Annotated in this window: 22 protein-coding genes and 2 pseudogenes; 13 read left to right on the top strand and 11 right to left on the bottom strand. The window is 35.2% G+C overall.

Annotation, left to right across the window (positions count from 1 at the left end; all coding sequences use genetic code 11):
* Positions 1-7: 7 nt before the first annotated feature.
* Positions 8-223 (bottom strand): hypothetical protein, encoded by a 216-nt coding sequence (locus tag MHB70_RS23315; RefSeq protein ID WP_001125484.1) that lies wholly within the window; start codon positions 221-223, stop codon positions 8-10.
* A 340-nt stretch (positions 224-563) separates the two neighbouring features.
* The gene (locus MHB70_RS23310) at positions 564-800 is read right to left on the bottom strand and encodes a NifU family protein (protein ID WP_000431159.1); all 237 of its coding nucleotides are present in this window, start codon (positions 798-800) and stop codon (positions 564-566) included.
* A 206-nt stretch (positions 801-1,006) separates the two neighbouring features.
* Here MHB70_RS23310 and MHB70_RS23305 point away from each other — a divergent pair, with 206 nt between their 5' ends.
* From MHB70_RS23305 to MHB70_RS23295, 3 genes are all read left to right on the top strand, one after another.
* Positions 1,007-1,315 carry a YuzD family protein gene (locus MHB70_RS23305; RefSeq protein WP_000248598.1) on the top strand — a complete coding sequence of 103 codons (309 nt, stop codon included), beginning with the start codon at positions 1,007-1,009 and terminating at the stop codon, positions 1,313-1,315.
* A 52-nt stretch (positions 1,316-1,367) separates the two neighbouring features.
* Positions 1,368-2,162, top strand: coding sequence for a nucleotidyltransferase domain-containing protein (locus MHB70_RS23300; RefSeq protein ID WP_061530596.1), 795 nt, complete (start codon positions 1,368-1,370; stop codon positions 2,160-2,162).
* A gap of 125 nt (positions 2,163-2,287) precedes the next feature.
* Positions 2,288-2,950, top strand: a complete 663-nt coding sequence (locus MHB70_RS23295) for a hypothetical protein (protein WP_061530575.1) — start codon at positions 2,288-2,290, stop codon at positions 2,948-2,950.
* 57 nt (positions 2,951-3,007) lie between these two features.
* Here MHB70_RS23295 and MHB70_RS23290 read toward each other — a convergent pair.
* A pseudogene (locus MHB70_RS23290) lies at positions 3,008-3,343 on the bottom strand (DUF4304 domain-containing protein); the annotation flags it as partial.
* A 151-nt stretch (positions 3,344-3,494) separates the two neighbouring features.
* Between MHB70_RS23290 and MHB70_RS23285 the strand changes: the two are divergent.
* The 4 genes and pseudogenes from MHB70_RS23285 (at position 3,495) to phnA (ending at position 5,919) form a co-directional block, all read left to right on the top strand.
* Positions 3,495-3,869: a hypothetical protein gene (locus MHB70_RS23285; RefSeq protein WP_000607087.1), complete on the top strand. Its 375-nt coding sequence runs from the start codon at positions 3,495-3,497 to the stop codon at positions 3,867-3,869.
* Between the two features lie 41 nt (positions 3,870-3,910).
* A pseudogene (locus MHB70_RS23280) lies at positions 3,911-4,126 on the top strand (hypothetical protein); the annotation flags it as partial.
* A 422-nt stretch (positions 4,127-4,548) separates the two neighbouring features.
* Entirely contained in the window at positions 4,549-5,343 is a 795-nt protein-coding gene (locus MHB70_RS23275; protein WP_033657288.1) for a DUF2628 domain-containing protein, read from the top strand.
* A gap of 234 nt (positions 5,344-5,577) precedes the next feature.
* A complete protein-coding gene (gene phnA, locus MHB70_RS23270) occupies positions 5,578-5,919 on the top strand; it encodes an alkylphosphonate utilization operon protein PhnA (RefSeq protein ID WP_000212733.1) in 342 nt (113 codons plus the stop codon).
* A gap of 201 nt (positions 5,920-6,120) precedes the next feature.
* On the opposite strand, the gene MHB70_RS23265 is transcribed toward phnA, so the two are convergent.
* The 4 genes from MHB70_RS23265 to MHB70_RS23250 form a co-directional block, all read right to left on the bottom strand.
* Entirely contained in the window at positions 6,121-6,918 is a 798-nt protein-coding gene (locus MHB70_RS23265) for an ABC transporter permease (RefSeq protein WP_000679276.1), read from the bottom strand.
* Positions 6,902-7,561, bottom strand: a complete 660-nt coding sequence (locus tag MHB70_RS23260; protein WP_000470318.1) for an ABC transporter ATP-binding protein — start codon at positions 7,559-7,561, stop codon at positions 6,902-6,904. Before MHB70_RS23260 ends, MHB70_RS23265 begins: the two co-directional genes overlap by 17 nt.
* A gap of 64 nt (positions 7,562-7,625) precedes the next feature.
* On the bottom strand, positions 7,626-7,799 hold the full coding sequence (locus MHB70_RS23255) for an aspartyl-phosphate phosphatase Spo0E family protein (RefSeq protein WP_001054617.1): 174 nt from the start codon (positions 7,797-7,799) through the stop codon (positions 7,626-7,628).
* Between the two features lie 251 nt (positions 7,800-8,050).
* Positions 8,051-9,121, bottom strand: coding sequence for an NAD(P)/FAD-dependent oxidoreductase (locus MHB70_RS23250; RefSeq protein ID WP_000682063.1), 1,071 nt, complete (start codon positions 9,119-9,121; stop codon positions 8,051-8,053).
* A 371-nt stretch (positions 9,122-9,492) separates the two neighbouring features.
* On the opposite strand from MHB70_RS23250, the gene MHB70_RS23245 reads away from it, so the two are divergent.
* From MHB70_RS23245 to MHB70_RS23235, 3 genes are all read left to right on the top strand, one after another.
* Positions 9,493-9,732 (top strand): YuzB family protein, encoded by a 240-nt coding sequence (locus tag MHB70_RS23245; protein ID WP_061530573.1) that lies wholly within the window; start codon positions 9,493-9,495, stop codon positions 9,730-9,732.
* A gap of 239 nt (positions 9,733-9,971) precedes the next feature.
* Positions 9,972-10,838, top strand: a complete 867-nt coding sequence (gene dapF / locus MHB70_RS23240; RefSeq protein ID WP_061530572.1) for a diaminopimelate epimerase — start codon at positions 9,972-9,974, stop codon at positions 10,836-10,838.
* A 41-nt stretch (positions 10,839-10,879) separates the two neighbouring features.
* Positions 10,880-11,233: a HesB/IscA family protein gene (locus MHB70_RS23235; protein WP_000573824.1), complete on the top strand. Its 354-nt coding sequence runs from the start codon at positions 10,880-10,882 to the stop codon at positions 11,231-11,233.
* A gap of 151 nt (positions 11,234-11,384) precedes the next feature.
* Here MHB70_RS23235 and MHB70_RS23230 read toward each other — a convergent pair whose 3' ends face one another.
* A complete protein-coding gene (locus tag MHB70_RS23230) occupies positions 11,385-11,948 on the bottom strand; it encodes a GNAT family N-acetyltransferase (RefSeq protein ID WP_001068187.1) in 564 nt (187 codons plus the stop codon).
* Positions 11,949-12,177: 229 nt separating this feature from the next.
* Here MHB70_RS23230 and MHB70_RS23225 point away from each other — a divergent pair, with 229 nt between their 5' ends.
* Both MHB70_RS23225 and MHB70_RS23220 read left to right on the top strand, forming a co-directional pair.
* On the top strand, positions 12,178-12,276 hold the full coding sequence (locus MHB70_RS23225) for a methyltransferase (RefSeq protein WP_225893378.1): 99 nt from the start codon (positions 12,178-12,180) through the stop codon (positions 12,274-12,276).
* Positions 12,277-12,382: 106 nt separating this feature from the next.
* Positions 12,383-12,736 (top strand): YxeA family protein, encoded by a 354-nt coding sequence (locus tag MHB70_RS23220; protein WP_000833123.1) that lies wholly within the window; start codon positions 12,383-12,385, stop codon positions 12,734-12,736.
* A 28-nt stretch (positions 12,737-12,764) separates the two neighbouring features.
* Here the strand turns inward: MHB70_RS23220 and MHB70_RS23215 are convergent, their stop codons facing one another.
* Positions 12,765-13,226: a DUF523 domain-containing protein gene (locus tag MHB70_RS23215; RefSeq protein ID WP_000635478.1), complete on the bottom strand. Its 462-nt coding sequence runs from the start codon at positions 13,224-13,226 to the stop codon at positions 12,765-12,767.
* Positions 13,227-13,306: 80 nt separating this feature from the next.
* Between MHB70_RS23215 and MHB70_RS23210 the strand changes: the two genes are divergently transcribed.
* Positions 13,307-14,188: a helix-turn-helix domain-containing protein gene (locus tag MHB70_RS23210; RefSeq protein ID WP_000535233.1), complete on the top strand. Its 882-nt coding sequence runs from the start codon at positions 13,307-13,309 to the stop codon at positions 14,186-14,188.
* A gap of 17 nt (positions 14,189-14,205) precedes the next feature.
* Here the strand turns inward: MHB70_RS23210 and MHB70_RS23205 are convergent, their stop codons facing one another.
* Positions 14,206-15,453, bottom strand: coding sequence for an MFS transporter (locus tag MHB70_RS23205; RefSeq protein ID WP_000391933.1), 1,248 nt, complete (start codon positions 15,451-15,453; stop codon positions 14,206-14,208).
* A 319-nt stretch (positions 15,454-15,772) separates the two neighbouring features.
* Complete coding sequence (locus tag MHB70_RS23200; protein ID WP_000606662.1) at positions 15,773-16,252, bottom strand: GyrI-like domain-containing protein; 480 nt, start codon at positions 16,250-16,252, stop codon at positions 15,773-15,775.
* Between the last annotated feature and the right edge of the window lie 6 nt (positions 16,253-16,258).

The following is a 16,258-nucleotide window of genomic DNA, read 5'->3' as shown; positions in this document are numbered from 1 at the left end:
TAATACATTATGCTCCTACTTGTTGATCTGCACATATATTTAAAATGAATTGATTTCTTTCGATTTTTTCATTTACTTTACTCAATAATTCTTGCTGGATTTCTTTAAATAAAAATTGATAGCTTGTATTCCATGTTGGTATAACGGACGAAAGGCCTAATAAATATTCTTTTTTCTCTTCTAGTTCTTGAATTGTTAAAAAAGTGTTCCCCATTTTTGGCATGTGTCGTCCCCCTATGTTTTTTACTTCATCCCGCTATTTGTGGGAATCGGGATGCCCGTAAACACCCACTGATTATAGTTTCACTTTATATGTGTGAACGATTCACTATATAGTATTAATTATCGCATTTTTTGAGAAGGATTTCCAATTTTGTTTTATGATGTTAAAGTAGAAGTGTTATTTGAATAAAAAAAGAGACCCATTGGGGTCTCTTTCTAGGAAGCGATTCTGAACGAGCCGCTTCTGCTTTTAATTAATATCTAGCTCCAGCGGCTAAAATGTTCGGTGGCTTCGCTTCTTCCGCCGAGGTACATTTTGAACGAGCCGTTTCCGCTTTTAATTAAAATACTTGCTCTACTTCAATAACGCCTGGTACTTCTTCAAGTAACGCGCGCTCGATACCAGCTTTTAGTGTGATTGTAGAACTTGGGCAGCTTCCGCATGCACCCATAAGGCGTAATTTTACGATACCTTCTTCAATGTCTACTAATTCAACGTCTCCGCCATCGCGAAGTAAGAACGGACGTAATTTATCTAGTACTTCTAGTACTTGTTCTTGCATATGTGGGTTTTCCATTTTTATCGACTCCTTTCATCAGTTTTATTATAATCAAGATAGAGGGGAAAATCTATTTTTTCTGTTCTTGTTTTATTGTCGAAATATTTTATCATGTGTACAACGTGTTTTTTCAGTATAGGGGTATGGAATAAGTTTGTAAAATGATGTGCTTATGTACTAAGACATCTGAATATACTGTTAGAACAAGAAGTGGGGGAGAAGAAATGGTTAATGTGCAAGTGTATGGGACGAAAGTAATTTGTGCGAGCTGCGTCGGAATGCCATCTTCAACAGAAACGTTTGAGTGGTTACAAGCGGCGATTGGTCGTAAATATGAAGGACAAGAAAATAAATTTAATTTCGAGTATATTGATTTTCAACAAGAACAAGAAGATGAAGATAAAAAAGCATTCGCAGAGCGCGTAGTAGAAGAAGATTTATTTTATCCAGTCGTTCTTGTGAATGGAGAGATTGTTGGAGAAGGAAATCCTCGTTTGAAGGATGTTTACGAGGAAATCGAGAAATATTTATAAAGCAGGAAGCCTTTGCGAATTTGCGAAGGCTTTTTTTAATGGAGGGATAGATGTGGAGAATGGAATAAAACAAGCTTTACCAGCAGAAGTAAAGCAGTTAATGGAGCAGTACATAGTAGGGTTAAAAGAAATTTTTTTAGATGGAAAAATAGTCGGGGTATATGTTTACGGCTCTATCGCGCTAGGTGCATTTCATATAGAAACGAGCGATGTTGATTTTGTTGCAGTACTAAATGATTCCGTGAATGAAGCTGAAAAACAACAACTTGTAGAGCTGCATAAGAAAATGAGTGAAAGTACGCTAGGTAAAAGAATGGACGGTATGTATATTCCGCTTGCTGACTTAGGGAAATACAATCATGAAATAAATGAGTACGTGTATTGTGCAGATGGTAAGGCTGATATAGGTCATTGGGATATTAATGCGGTCACATGGTGGACATTAAAAAATCAAGGCATTACAGTTATCGGGAAAGAAGTAGAAGACCTTCCATTTCAAATAAAGTGGGATGATGTAGTAAATACAATGAAATATAACGTAGAACATTACTGGAGTGAAAAAGCGAAGCGTCCTTATTTGTTTTTCATAGAAGAATGGATAGAATCAGCTGTCGTTACGATGGGGCGTATTTTATATACGTTAGATCATAAAACAATTGTTTCAAAAGATAGAGGATTGCAATACTTGTTAGAACGCTCAGCGAAAGAATGGGAGCCTTTATTAAAAGAAGTAGAGCGAATGAGGTATGATCCAAAGGAGAAGAAGAAACTTTCTATTTGGAGAAGGGCTGATATGATGAAGAGATATTTGCTTAGTTTAATTGAGGAGTGTAGGGGGAAATGGTAGAGAAAATAGTAAAAGCATCCTTTGTATGAAGGATGCCTTTACTATTGTTATATAATGAAAAAATACTTTACACGGAATGAGAATTCGAAAGATAATATAAAAAAATATGTAGGCGAGGAAAGCAGATGAGTAAATATAAATTACATATAAATAAAGAACAACTATGGAAAGGTTGTATCTTAAAGTCGATTGCAGATGCAATTTTTGTAGCACATGCTCCTGATTTCTCGCATGAAAGTTCATGGGATGGGTTTAACTATAATATGCAAGATAGTCAAGGCGGAAGAGGGACAATTACGTTTCATCCGGATTATGCGATCGTATGTCTGCAAGATGTGAATAGCGAGAGAATTGAAGAGTGGATTGATGCGGCAAATTATTTTGAAGGGGCACCTTTGGAAGTAATAGACATTGCGAAAGAGGAAGCACTTCAATACGTATTAGAAGAAGTAGAAGGCGAAACAGTTCCTTTTATTACAACTGCATTTTGGATTGAGGATAGCGGTGCGTATTCAATTGATCCATTTGAAGAGATGGAAGAGCACGGTGGATTTTTATTAGAAATTCCATTACTTGATACGGAATTAGCAATTGAAAGACTGGAAGAAGAGTATGAACTGACAGCGGAACAAATAGAACTTTTACAATTCGTGTATGAGAGAAAAATCCAAAATCCAAACGAGAAAATTAAGTTGTCTAAAGAGGAAGTAGCAATGATTGGGACGGGTGATAGTGAAAGGTTAGAAGTGAGTAAAGCGTCATTTGAAGAAATGAATATTACTTGGTAGTTGTAGGAGGAAATATAAAAAGTTTGATAAAGGACTAGTAGAAAGCACAATGTACATTTACATTGTGCTTTCTACTAGTTTTTTCATATACATATCAACTTCATGAAAGAGTACTTTTTCTTTTTCCTCGTTATTAAGATGCACAGAGCAATGTAAATATTGCTGTAAGTAGAGATTAGCTTGTTTGTACTGTTTTAATTTGTAGAAAGAAGAACAGGTAAGAAGCAGAAACGCTTTTTCTTATAATATTGGAACGACGGCTAGTAACGGAGTAATGGAATGTATATTTATTTTTGTTAAATTTTCATAAGAAGCCCACGTTTGAAACCAGTCGCAAATGGTAGAAAGGTAATCCGGAATGTCGATAGTTTCATGTGAAACATTATGCAATATGGAACGTAGTGAAGTTTTGTGAAAAAACATCTTCTGTCCAAACTATGCACTTCATATTTAATCACCTGAAATAGTAGTTTTATGAACTTTATTTTATATATTATAGTATGACTAAAGCTAGATTATTTTAAGAGAGAATGGAGAAGATATCATGATTAACCATAATAAAATTAAACAACTTTTAGAATATGTAGATCGTGCTGAGGATAATGAAATTGAGCTAGAGTATGAATCTGAACCTATGACGATAGAATTGTTTAATAGTGAAGAAATAGAAGAAGGACAACTTGGTTATAGCTTTGATGAAGAAGGGCAAAGCTTAACCGGGAATGAAGAAGGAGATTGGAAAGAGGGATGGATTGTAATTGGAATAGATTCGTATCTCGGTGATCCAATCTTTGTAGATAGTAATGATGAAAAATGCCCGGTTTATACAGCTTTGCACGGTGAGGGTGATTGGGAGATAGAATGTATAGCGGAACGTATAGAAGATGTTATTGAGAAAGTGAAGGGTAGTGTGGAATAAATAAAAATAGTATTTCAATATAATCAAGAAGTGGAGGAATCATGAAAAATTTTCAAATGGAACTACATAAACTGCCGATAGAAAATACTGGAGAAATAATACTTAGTATAGATGAGCGTATTTTGTTTCAAGAAAAAACAGACATAATAGACCCGATTTGTCAGTTTTTTGACGCTTGGGTCGAGTTTTTTAAATATGATGATGCTACAATTTTCTTAGATGAATATGAAAAAAAGATGGAATTTAAGAATAATGAAACTGCCTAAAAATATAGTTGAAGTAGATTTTATTGTATCAATTGAGGAAATTAATGATAGATTATTTATTAGTTGTGTAAGTGGAAGTATGTTTTAAATAGTAGAAAGTTAATTTGTGAAGTCTTTTAAGTCGAGATTTTAGGTTAGACCATACCATAATAGTAATTTATATAATAGGAGTAGGATGTGTCCAAATGATTTTGGGGCATCTTTTTTTGTGAACATACAAAACATTTAACTTAGTGTATTAAACGTATAATTCATAAGTATTTTAATATATTTTAAAGTAAAATGAAATAATAAACGGATAATTGTCGGAATATATTCGATTCCGCTCGTTTTTATGAAATATATGTACTTTTTGTTAGATTCCTTCTTTTTGTACATATACAATACCTGTATATAGAAATAAGAAAAGGATGATGTACGTGAAAGACACTGTTTTACAAGAAACAATTTCTCCACAAGAGTTACATAAGATTGTTCAAAAGAATACGGCGTATTATGACTTTAAATGGGGAAAAGTAGAAAATCCAGCACAAGGGAATACGTGGAATTGGGTAGCATTTTTCTTCCCAACTTTTTGGTTAGCTTATCGTAAAATGTATAAGTTGTTTATTATACTTACGTTATTGGCGGTACCTAGTATCGTTGTAACTCCTTTTATAGATATTTCAGATGGGATTTATTTAACAGTTAGTTTAGTTCTTCAATTAGGAGTGATGATATTTACTGGATGGCAAGGAAACCGTTTATATTATAAGCATGCTATTCGAGTTTTACATAAGGAAGAAGATATGCCGGATCACAAGAAGGCGTATTACTTACAATCAAAGGGCGGCGCTAGTGCTGCTGGTATGATTGGTTTACAAGTTATAGTTGGGATAGTGTTTGGTGGAGCTATGTTCGGACTTTCTCTTTTACCAACTGAGCCGAATATTAAAAATGTTGTTCGTTCAAGTGATGAAGGATTTACTTTAGAGGTTATGACTGATAATCCAACTTGGAAGTTCGTGAAGAAAGAAAAAGAGTATGACGTAGTAGAGTTTACTGGTTATGACTATACAGAGAAGAAAAACGTGAAAATTAAATTCGCTGTTTATTTCAGTGAAGGTTACTTTGAATGGCAAGAAGTATATGAGAATAATAAGAAGTTAAGTGAAGAAGAGTTAGAAGAGTATCAATTTTATATTGAAGAGAATGGTTGGGGGTTCTAGTGAGAACTCATTCATTTTGAAAAGAAGAATCTTGTGAAGGTTCTTCTTTTTTATTGTAAACACCATACGAATTGAAATTTTGTAAAATACAATAAAAAATGAGAATTTGAGGTAGGCTTGTCAATAACGTAAGACTATGGCACTATAAAGAAATGCTATACAAATTTTATTTATCGACATGTAAACATCAAATTTGATTTTTACGTATAAATAATGAACGGAGGAAATGAATTTATGGCTACTTTACCAAATTGTCCAAAATGTAATTCAGAATATACGTATGAGGATGGCGTTCTTTTCGTATGTCCAGAATGTGCTCATGAGTGGGGCAAAGAAGCAGAAGCTGAAAATAATGATGGTGCAAAAGTTGTAAAAGATGCAAACGGAAACGTTCTTCAAGATGGTGATGCTGTTACTGTAATTAAAGATTTAAAAGTAAAGGGTACTTCTTCAGTTGTGAAGATTGGTACGAAAGTAAAGAGTATTCGTCTAGTTGATGGGGATCATGATATTGATTGTAAAATCGACGGTTTCGGAGCTATGAAGTTAAAATCACAGTTCGTTAAGAAGGCGTAAGACAAATAAAAAGAGGAGGCTATTCGCCTCCTCTTTTTATTATGTCACTTTTTGTCGGTAAATCGATATTTCGTACAAAATCGTTGATATATTGTGAGTTATGATAGATATATTTGAAAAATCGTTGATATATTGTAAGTTATGATAGATATCTTGAAAAAATCGTTAATATAATTTCATTCGCCGTGAACTACGCACGATTCACCTCGCATCATAGTCAATTTCTTTCAACTGACAGCGCTTATTAAAGAATGTTTTATATCCAAGCTGTAAGAAGATAATGACAGCGAAAGCAGTACTCCCTGAAATACCGAGTATGATAGCAATTTGATATTGAATTGCTGTAAACGGTGATACACCGGATAATATTTGACCGGTCATCATACCGGGTAAGCTTATAATTCCCATACCGACCATGGAATTGATTGTTGGTAAAATAGCAGAATCAAAAGCGTCCCTTATGAGGGGAGCAGTTGCTTCTTTCGGTGTTGCGCCGAGCATAAGGGCACCTTCAATATGATCTCTTTGAGATTTCATATTGTTTAAAAAGGTGTTTGCCCCGAGGCAAATACCGGTCATAGCATTACCGATTAACATGCCGGCAATAGGAACGATATATTGCGGTGCATACCACGGATTATGCCCGATAATAACAAAGATAAATAGTAGTAATGGTCCGATTGATCCCGCAACCATGGAAAGAGCGGCTACACGTTTTAATTCTTTGGACATCGGAATATTAACTCGTTTATAAATATTAAAAATAGCAAATGTAGTAATAGAAGTAATGAGAGCAATTGTATAAAATGGATTACTGTTTTCAAATATGTATGTAAGGACATATGCAACAAGTACGAGCTGAATGGTCATACGGAATGTTGCGATCGCAATTTGTTTCTCGCGAGGTATCCCTTTTAATCTTACAAGTCCGATTAAAATAAGAATGAAAATATAGGCAGCAGCAAGTTGCCAAATTTGGAGTTCAATAACGCCCTTCAACTGAGAGCACTCCCTTTCTAGTTGCACCGTTTGTTTTACTAATTTCAATAATATCGTCTGCAATTTCTTCTGGAAGTTGTTGCGAGTGCGTGATGAAGATAACGGTTTTTTTCTTTTCTCTTGCGAGTATAGTGAATTGCTTCATAACGCGGCGTTCTGTATCACTATCTAATGCCGAAGTTGGTTCGTCTAATAAATAGACAGGCGGATCCATAAGTATGATGCGAGCAAAAGCAAGCCGTTGTTTTTCCCCGCCTGATAATGAAGCGGCGTTGTCTTCTAAATTCTTATTTAAGCTAACAGTCGTTAATGCATTCTGCAAAGTATCATCACTTGGAGATGGTTTTTCAGAAAGACGAAGTCCCATTAATAGATTGTCTTTAACTGTTCCGTCAAAAATAGGTGGAGTTTGTCCGAGCATAACTACGTCACGGCGTAATTGAATAGGGGGATAATCAGAAATTGGTTTTCCGTTATATTCGATTGTACCGGATGTTGGAGATTGTAAATCATTTAACATGCGAAGTAATGTACTCTTTCCGCTCCCACTTTCACCGATAATACAAGTGATTGTCTCTTTTTGAATCTGTAAATAAGGAATGTGTAGTATATCTTTATATGTAACGTTTTTTAATATAAACATAAATTGCTCCTTTCTGATTCTAGTTATATCGTATCAAAAAAGAGAGAGAAATAGAAAAATAAGGTTATAAAGAGCAACGTTTTTTCTTCGTCTTGAGTTTTATTAATAAGTTAAGTAAACAATCTAATTCTTGACTGAAAGAAATTACTTTATCATGAGTGAATCCGTACATTTCAACGAGATAGATCAATTCTTTCTTCTTCGCTTCTATTCGATCGTGTAGTTTCGTCAAGTTCATAAGTGAAATGTAATGCCTCCTATAAAAGTATTTATCACATAAAAAATAAGACCGAATGAATTCGGTCTTAAAGGAAATAATAAAAACAACTTACAAATAGCATACACTTTTCATCAATAGTTTTTAATATAAAAATAGAAAATTTTGTGAATAAATATTGAGAAAAATATTTCTGATAATTTCTGTTTATGAAAAAAATTTTTTCAACTGATGAAAAGAGGCTGCCTACATAGTAGACAGCTCGTAAAGTATTAACCGTTATGATATTTATACATCCAAAGAAGACCGGATTTTAATAATCTCGGTACACGTCCCATTAATGGTTGGTTTGCTAGTAAACCAAATCCGTGTTTTTTGCCGAGGGAACCGAGAACACCTTTTAATTTAATAACAGGTAATTCATCAGGAAGTGGTTCATTATTCCAACGTTTTAATAATATTTGGACAATTTGTTCTCCTTGACCTTCAGCAAGTTGAGCAGATGGTGCGTGTGGAAGTGCTGCACAATCTCCTACAACGTAAACGTGCTCGTCATTTGGAATATTGTGATATTTTGTTAAAACAACCCGTCCGCTACCATCTTGTTCAACCGGAAGGTTTCGAACAACTTCATTTGCTTGAATACCAGCTGTCCAGACGATTGCATCACATGCAAGAGGTTCATCGTGGTTGTACACAATATTTGGTTCGACTTTGGTAATGTTAGAGTTTCGTATAATGGTAACGTTATGTTTTATAAACCATTCTTCTACATATCTACTTAATTTCTCTGGATATGGGAATAAAATTCTATCTTTTCTATCAAATAAATAGATTTTTAAATCAGAACGGCTCTCACGAAGTTCACTTGCTACTTCAACGCCACTTAAGCCAGCACCAACGACAGCAACTGTAGCATTCGGTTCTAGGCCATTTAATTGTTCATATGTCTTACGTGTTTGTTCAATTGATTGTAGACTGTGTGTATATTCCTTTGCCCCAGGAACGTTATGATATTTATCTTCACAGCCAAGTCCGATAATTAAATCATCATATTGGATTGCTTCACCGCCATCAAGATGAACAGCTTTTTCTTCGAGATCAATATTTGTTATTGTGCCGTATTGAATATTGAGGCGTGGGTGCTCAGGAAACGGTATGCGAATATGCGTTTCTGAAATTGTACCCGCTACTAATGCATAATATTCAGTTTTGAAACAATGGTATGGTACTTTGTCGATTAATGTCACCTGTACATCATCTGGAAGTTGGTTGCTTGGAAGTAGCCGTTGCAGAATTCTCATTCCACCGTAGCCACCACCTAGTATTACGAGGTGTTTCATGATGGATTACCCCTTTTCTGTTGAAATGTCCCCTAATCCTAAAATTTTATATTAATAAAATATTTCGACTTTACTCAATCAAATTATATCGAATTTGTGAACAAATAACAATGCATGAATGAATACTCTGTTGTACAATAAGAAGAAAAGTAAAGTAAACTGTTTTCCTTTTCTAGTTACTATTTCATTATGAAGGCCGAAAAGCAGTGTTGTGAATATATTTATATAGAAAAGAATATTTGCTTTGAAGTGAAACAGTGAAGGAATTGAATAGTTTAGTAAGTGTAATGACAACAACAAGAAACAGCTTAGTTTTCTTCTTATAGATGAAGTCAGAAGGTAATTTGTTTTGTAGTACAGGGGGGAGAATTTTGATTAAACCGTTAATTGAATTTTGTGTAGGTAACCTCGCGAGTGGTTCACAAGCAGCTTTAGAGAAATTAGAAAAAGATCCGAATTTAGATGTAATGGAGTATGGATGTTTAGGATATTGTGGTATTTGTTTTGAAGGTCCATTTGCCCTTGTGAATGGTGAAGTAGTACAAGGATTGACAGTAGAAGAGCTTGTTAATAATGTATATGAGTATTTGGATGAAAATCCAATGTTTTAAGGTGTTGTGAATGGGCAACACCTTTTTCCATTAGATAAAATATTATTTCGCAGGGTAGGATAATACGGAATATAAATAAAAAAAGGCCCTTTTAGAAGGGCTTTTTTCCTACACAATTTGTGCAAGAATGGCTCATCGCCAAATGTTGTCAAATATGAGAAACGGGGGACATTCATATTGTGTTCTAAAAGCATGCATTCTATACTTAAAATAACAAATTATTTTTGGAGTGAATACAAATGAGCCAATTTTCTTTTACAAAAATGCATGGTCTTGGCAATAGTTATATATATGTAAATATGTTTGAGGAACAAATTCTTGAAGAAGATTTAGCTCTTGTGGCGGAAAAAGTTTCAAATATTAATACTGGTATTGGGGCAGATGGAATGATTTTAATTTGTCCTTCTGACGTAGCTCCGGTGAAAATGCGCATGTTTAATAACGATGGTTCAGAAGGGAAGAGCTGCGGCAACGGTTTACGCTGCGTAGCGAAATATGCGTATGAGCATAAACTAGTAGAAGAAACAGTTTTCGCAATTGAAACGTTAGCCGGAATTGTAACGGCTGAAGTAACGGTAGAAGATGGTGTAGTAACATTAGCAAAAATCGATATGGGAGCACCGCGTTTAACACGTGGAGAAATCCCGATGCTTGGTGAAAGTGAAACACCGTTTGTTCGTGAAAACTTCTTATACAATAATCATCGTTATGCATTTACAGCTGTTTCAATGGGGAATCCGCATGCGGTTATTTTTGTTGATGATGTAGAAAAAGCGCCACTTACAACACTTGGACCAGTCCTTGAGACACATGAAATGTTCCCAGAGCGAGTAAATGTTGAATTTATCGAAATTTTGAATGATGACGAGATGAACTTCCGTGTTTGGGAACGTGGATCTGGTGTAACACAAGCTTGTGGGACAGGAGCATGTGCTGCAGTTGTAGCTGCTATTTTAAATGGAAAGCTGGAACGTGGTAAAGAGATTACAGTTCATTTAGCTGGCGGCGATTTAATGATTGCATGGACAGAAGAAGGAAATGTGTTAATGAAAGGACCTGCGGAAGTAATTTGCCGCGGAGTGTATGAGTACAAGATAGAAGCGTAAAGATGTATAATAGAATGAGAACAGAAAGGATGGTGTATTTCATGATTGAAGTAACAGAACAAGCAGCTTTTCAAATTAAAGATATGTTAAAAGATGCTGAAGATGGAGAGAAGTACGTGCGCCTTGCTGTACATGGCGGCGGATGTAGTGGTCTTTCTTACGGCTTAGGATTTGAAGTAGAACCAAAAGAAGACGACACAGTTCTTGAATTTTTCGGTGTTGAATTTGTTATCGATAAAGAAAGTGCTCCAATTGTTAAAGGAGTAAAAGTTGATTATAAACAATCGATGCTTGGCGGCGGATTCACAATTGATAATCCAAACGCAATCGCATCATGCGGATGTGGATCATCTTTCCGTACAGCGACGAATGCTGGTAAGCCAGAAGAGTGCTAAGTTTTTGGCAGAAATAGAGAAAGACCTTTTTAGCGATGGAATACAATCGTTAAGGAGGTCTTTTCTTTTGTCGTGAAAAATCAAAAAGCCACCTTCTAAATTTAGAAATCAGCCTCAAGATATGTTGTGCAACGAGTTTTAAAGTCTTAATCTAATTTATCTTTGCATAGATGCAGGTATCAGTTAGTTGTTTGCCGTCAGCTGAAACATCTTCATTACGTAATATCCCTTCAAGCTCAAAGCCTAGTTTTTCAGGAATCGCACGACTTTTTGTGTTATTACGTTCACATCGTATTTCAATCCTTCTAAATTTGAATAACTGAAATCCAAGGTTTATTAACGCACTTACTGTTTCTGTCATATATCCATTGCCACTAAATTGGGTGTTAATCCAGTATCCAATTTCACATTTAGAAACCTTCCAATCAATCGCGTGAAGGCTAGCAGTTCCGATAAAATTATTCGTCTCCTTATGATAGATAAGATAGCGAAAGCTTTCTCTTTTCAAAAAATTTATATGTGCATTTCTAAGGAGAATTTCCGTTTCTTCAACAGTAGGAATGGACTGGAATAAAGACAACCATTGCTTTAATTCATGAATTGAATCTTTAATAGCTTTATGTACTACATTCCCTTCACCTGCTTGCAGTGGTGCTCGAAGAATGAGTTTGTCTGTTTCTATTTGTAACGGAACATCTAATAAAATAGGATTCATATTATTTCTCCCCTCGAAAACTTTAAATTAGGAAATAATGAAATTTATGTAATAAAAAAACTTTCAGCCAAAAGTTAGAAAATAATAAATATATATTCAATTCATCGTTTACAAATCCCTTTTCACATATTGAAAACGAAATCGCTAGTTGGTTGAGTAAGGAATTATTATTTTTTATCTATTTTCTTACGATTTTTGTCTTTTGCATAATAGAAGTTGGCTGATGTGTATGAAGAAGTTTGATGAAGTAGTAGCAACTGATTCGAAGGTAGAATCTGTCCTCGTTCCAATTGGTGTTGGAATGACTATTTCTAAAGTGAAGAAATAATTATTATCTTACAAAAGTGTAATGTTCATGTCATGTTTTTGAATTTCTTCTTTAAAGCCTGAGCTTTAAGATAAGAATATAAGAAAAAACATTTGAGGTGAAGGAAATGAAAAGATACATTGCACTTTTTAGTATTTTAGTTGTATTTGCAAGTCTGTTAGTTGGTTGTGATATTAATCGTTTAGGAAAAGATGAGTATTATGTTCAAGTTACAGCTGATGGAATTGAAAAAAATGAGAAGTTTGATAACGGAGAGCCACATAAATATTTCGAGTATAAATTAAAAGGATTCGATAAAGGTGGAGAAGAAAAAGAATTGGAATTCACAGCTCCAAAAAATCTTCGCAAAGAAGCATTCTTACGCGTATACAATTCAGATAAAAAAGGTGTAACAGCTTGGGAAGAAGTGAAAAAAGACGAGCTTCCAGCGAAAGTTAAAGAAAAATTAGGTGCAAAATAAGAAAGAAAAAAGGAATTGACGAACAGGGTCAATTCCTTTTTATATTCTCAAAATCCTCTTCTGAAATGACTGTAAATCCATGTCTTTTGAATAAAGCAGTTGTTACCCCGTAACCGGTTTGTTTATTCCCGTTAAATTCTCCAGTGTAAATTGTAGAACTACCACAAGATGGACTACGTTCTTTTAAAATAATATATTCTGGGTGTAAGTCTTTAAGTTGTTCTAATGCTTTATAAGCACCATTTACGAAAGCTTCTGTGACATCTTCTCCATCTTTTGTCATCACTTTCGCTTTTCCGTCCAAAACGTCATCGCCATTCCCACCAATAATTTCAGCGGAAGGACGAGGCGTCGGTAGTCCTCCTAATACTTCAGGACAAATGAGGACTGTATCTTCTTTGTGCAAAAGTTCCTCTATTTTTGAAACGAGATTGTCATTCCCATCATAACGACAAGCGATACCACCTAAACAAGCGCTAATTACAATCATATTTTCATCTCCAATAAAGAAATATTAACTATCACGCCAATTTCTCTTCCTGCTTCTTACTTATAAATGAGGTGATAAGAATGGGAAGCTTATATAATTTAATGAAACCATATAGTGAATTTCAAAGTAAAGAGGAGTTTAATATATATCAAAAACAAGTTTTGAAATATTATCGATTTCAATTAAATAAAACGGATGCTACCATTATTCATTTTTTAGGAAAGTATGCGGTGAATGAGAAACAGAAAACAGTAGGAGTTGCTTGTCCGTTAATGGAGACGATTGCGACGAATGTTGGAAAGAGTATTCGTACAGTACGCCGCTCCATTGCAAAGTTAGAGGAACTAGGAATTATAAAGCGTGTTGCGACAAAAGAAAGACATAAGCGCGGCGGGTATAGTGCGAACTTATATATTTTTCTTATATCTGCAATTGACCGCATGGATGACCGTATGAAAATGTCCGCATGTGAAAGTGAGGATTATGCAGCTGGCTGTAGTAAAAATGAGCAAAAATATGAGGGGGAAACAATTCTTTTTAAAAACATTCCACAAATAAAAGAGAAAAGAAAAATAACGTATGAGCTTGATGAAACGTATTGCCGTCACGATATACCGAAGTCTTTTATATACGCACTGGTGCCGATGACAAGTAATCCGAAGAAGATTAATATATTTTGGAGTAAGGTGGAACTTGCGTATAAAAAGAGTGGCTTACTAGAGCAAGGTGTTTTATTAGAGCAAATATTAGCTGATGAAGAAGTGAACGGAAATTTCATTTGGCGCGTGAAAAGTGTTGTGAGGGCACATAAATATGGGGAAATTCGTAAAGATATTGGGGCACTTTTTTACAGTACAGTGCGAGATTTATTTTTTGAGGTTGGATTAGAGTGGGGAGCAGTATTAAGGAGGAGAAAGGGACTACATCTATTTGATCCGTTTAAAAAAGAGCCATGCTTATAATACATGACTCTTGCTTGTTAATCGAATTTCCTTACAACTGGAACACGAATCGCTACAAATAGTACGAAGACGATAACGGCGATTGCACCGCTTTTCATAACGGTTACGATTGGAATTCCTATTGCAAGTGCAATGGATGTGAATGCATAAGAGAGTGGGATAAAGCCCATTGATGATAGCATAAGTAAACTCATTACACGCCCCATCATCTCTTCTTTTACAGTTGCTTGAATCATTGCCATAAGTGGAACGATCGCCATTGCGATTGTAATACCGTAAAACATGCCAGCTAATAATGCCTGCCAAAGTACCGTACTAAAGTTAATGGATAAGAAGAATATACCAGACAGTAGCATCATGATAATGCAAAATAGGCCGCGTCTACGATTAATATTCTTTAAACCAACAATGACAGCGCCTATCGCCATTCCACCACCAACAGCAGCTTCTAAGTAACTGAACTGAAGTGAATCACCGTGCAGGACATTTTTAACGAAGAGCGGGAAACCGACTTGCATCGGACCGATTAAAAATAAGTTTAGAAAGGCGCTACAAATAAGGAAAGTTGAAAGGAATGGTGATTCCTTTACATATAAGATTCCTTCTTTAATAGAAGTAAACATGCCTTTGTCGGTATCTTTTTGCTCTGACATCGTAAATTGTATTTTTTGGACGAGTATGGCCGCAACGATCAGTAGTAAAATCGTAATCGAAAAGATTGTTTCATAGTTCGTAAATTTGATGAGAATTCCACCAAGTACAGGGCCCAAGATGACCGACGCTTGATTCGTCATTTGTGTAAGTGAATTTGCCTGCGTTAAGCGGCTTTTTTCTACAAGTTCGGGCAGAATAGATCCATCTGCGGACCAGAAAAAGGCATCAGCAAGTCCAAAGAATAAAGCGAATAAAGCAAATGTATATAGTGTTACATCACCGACGATGAACCATGTGAGAATGGTTGCGACAAGAATCGCTCGAATAATATTGGAGTAAAACATAATATTTTTTTTCGGGAATTTATCAGCTACAGCGCCACCGATAATCATAAAAATAAGCCTTGGAACACTAAGAGCTACGAAAACAACACCGAGTGAAGCCTCAAGGTTTAATGTTTTTGCTATGTACCACGTTTGTGAAAAAGTAAAAAAGGCTAAAGCAAAGCTTGAAAAAAGAGTAGCTGCCCAAAGAAAAAGGAAATTCGTATTTTTTAATAACGGTTTTCCGCTTCCTTCTAAAGCAGTTTTATTTTGTTGTAGTTCCTCCATATTGCTTCCTTTCTATGTGACAAATTTAAACTAAAAAACCTATTAACAATCGTTTTATCCTGCGTTAACGGGCAGTAAAAATCCCACCTCAAAATTCGGTTCGAGCAAAGAAGTTAGGTGGGAGACCAACTGCCCGTAAACGTCCGATTGGTGAAGGCTAATACTCAGTGGGGGATGAACAAAACCCCCACTGAGTATAGTTTCACTTTATACAGTTTCTAATATTTCTATACTGCACTTTCTCATTGTAGACAATAATAATGAATTTGCCCAGTAGCTATTTAACGACAAAAAAAGAAGATACCAAAGAGTATCTTCTTTAAGCTAATGCGATATAAATATCTACTTGCACATTATTTGGGTCTACCGCTTTTTCATCATACAGTTCGAAATCTGTTGTAAAAGCACGTTTGTTTTCTTTCGACCATTGCCAAATGTATTCCCAAGCTTCGCACACGACTTCAGAAACTGGGCCTTTTCTCGATGTAAATACCGCATATGTAGCGGCAGGTATTGTTAAAGTTGTCATATTTTCAGGAACGTCTTTTAATGAAGAAACGGGCATAGCGATTGTAAATTTATATGTACCAGTTTCATCTGATTCGTAGTTTGAATAGAAAGCGAACGTTTCCTTTGTTTGTTGATTTGGGATGTGATGCATCATTTGTTCTTGGAAGTATTTGTTCCAAAGCCCTGGGATTTTTCCTTCAGTAGACGCCTCTTTTTCATTTGTCGTTGTAAGAGAAACACCGATTGCTTGGAAAGCTTCTTTTTTTACGATAATGGGTTCGTTAATCATGAAAAT

This window comes from Bacillus sp. FSL M7-1020 (genome assembly GCF_038050415.1).
GTDB classification, from domain to species: Bacteria; Bacillota; Bacilli; order Bacillales; family Bacillaceae_G; genus Bacillus_A; species Bacillus_A toyonensis.
The sequence above is the reverse complement of the archived record's forward strand: the minus strand, read 5'-3'. Positions and strand labels throughout refer to the sequence as shown.

What these genes read in the sequence shown, in the direction of transcription:
- MHB70_RS23315 (WP_001125484.1), bottom strand. Translation starts at nt 223, where the DNA reads ATGCCAAAAATGGGGAACACTTTTTTAACAATTCAAGAACTAGAAGAG.
- MHB70_RS23310 (WP_000431159.1), bottom strand. Translation starts at nt 800, where the DNA reads ATGGAAAACCCACATATGCAAGAACAAGTACTAGAAGTACTAGATAAA.
- MHB70_RS23305 (WP_000248598.1), top strand. Translation starts at nt 1,007, where the DNA reads ATGGTTAATGTGCAAGTGTATGGGACGAAAGTAATTTGTGCGAGCTGC.
- MHB70_RS23295 (WP_061530575.1), top strand. Translation starts at nt 2,288, where the DNA reads ATGAGTAAATATAAATTACATATAAATAAAGAACAACTATGGAAAGGT.
- MHB70_RS23285 (WP_000607087.1), top strand. Translation starts at nt 3,495, where the DNA reads ATGATTAACCATAATAAAATTAAACAACTTTTAGAATATGTAGATCGT.
- MHB70_RS23275 (WP_033657288.1), top strand. Translation starts at nt 4,549, where the DNA reads ATGTACGTGAAAGACACTGTTTTACAAGAAACAATTTCTCCACAAGAG.
- phnA (WP_000212733.1), top strand. Translation starts at nt 5,578, where the DNA reads ATGGCTACTTTACCAAATTGTCCAAAATGTAATTCAGAATATACGTAT.
- MHB70_RS23260 (WP_000470318.1), bottom strand. Translation starts at nt 7,561, where the DNA reads ATGTTTATATTAAAAAACGTTACATATAAAGATATACTACACATTCCT.
- MHB70_RS23255 (WP_001054617.1), bottom strand. Translation starts at nt 7,799, where the DNA reads ATGAACTTGACGAAACTACACGATCGAATAGAAGCGAAGAAGAAAGAA.
- MHB70_RS23250 (WP_000682063.1), bottom strand. Translation starts at nt 9,121, where the DNA reads ATGAAACACCTCGTAATACTAGGTGGTGGCTACGGTGGAATGAGAATT.
- dapF (WP_061530572.1), top strand. Translation starts at nt 9,972, where the DNA reads ATGAGCCAATTTTCTTTTACAAAAATGCATGGTCTTGGCAATAGTTAT.
- MHB70_RS23235 (WP_000573824.1), top strand. Translation starts at nt 10,880, where the DNA reads ATGATTGAAGTAACAGAACAAGCAGCTTTTCAAATTAAAGATATGTTA.
- MHB70_RS23230 (WP_001068187.1), bottom strand. Translation starts at nt 11,948, where the DNA reads ATGAATCCTATTTTATTAGATGTTCCGTTACAAATAGAAACAGACAAA.
- MHB70_RS23225 (WP_225893378.1), top strand. Translation starts at nt 12,178, where the DNA reads ATGAAGAAGTTTGATGAAGTAGTAGCAACTGATTCGAAGGTAGAATCT.
- MHB70_RS23220 (WP_000833123.1), top strand. Translation starts at nt 12,383, where the DNA reads ATGAAAAGATACATTGCACTTTTTAGTATTTTAGTTGTATTTGCAAGT.
- MHB70_RS23215 (WP_000635478.1), bottom strand. Translation starts at nt 13,226, where the DNA reads ATGATTGTAATTAGCGCTTGTTTAGGTGGTATCGCTTGTCGTTATGAT.
- MHB70_RS23210 (WP_000535233.1), top strand. Translation starts at nt 13,307, where the DNA reads ATGGGAAGCTTATATAATTTAATGAAACCATATAGTGAATTTCAAAGT.
- MHB70_RS23205 (WP_000391933.1), bottom strand. Translation starts at nt 15,453, where the DNA reads ATGGAGGAACTACAACAAAATAAAACTGCTTTAGAAGGAAGCGGAAAA.
- MHB70_RS23200 (WP_000606662.1), bottom strand. Translation starts at nt 16,252, where the DNA reads ATGATTAACGAACCCATTATCGTAAAAAAAGAAGCTTTCCAAGCAATC.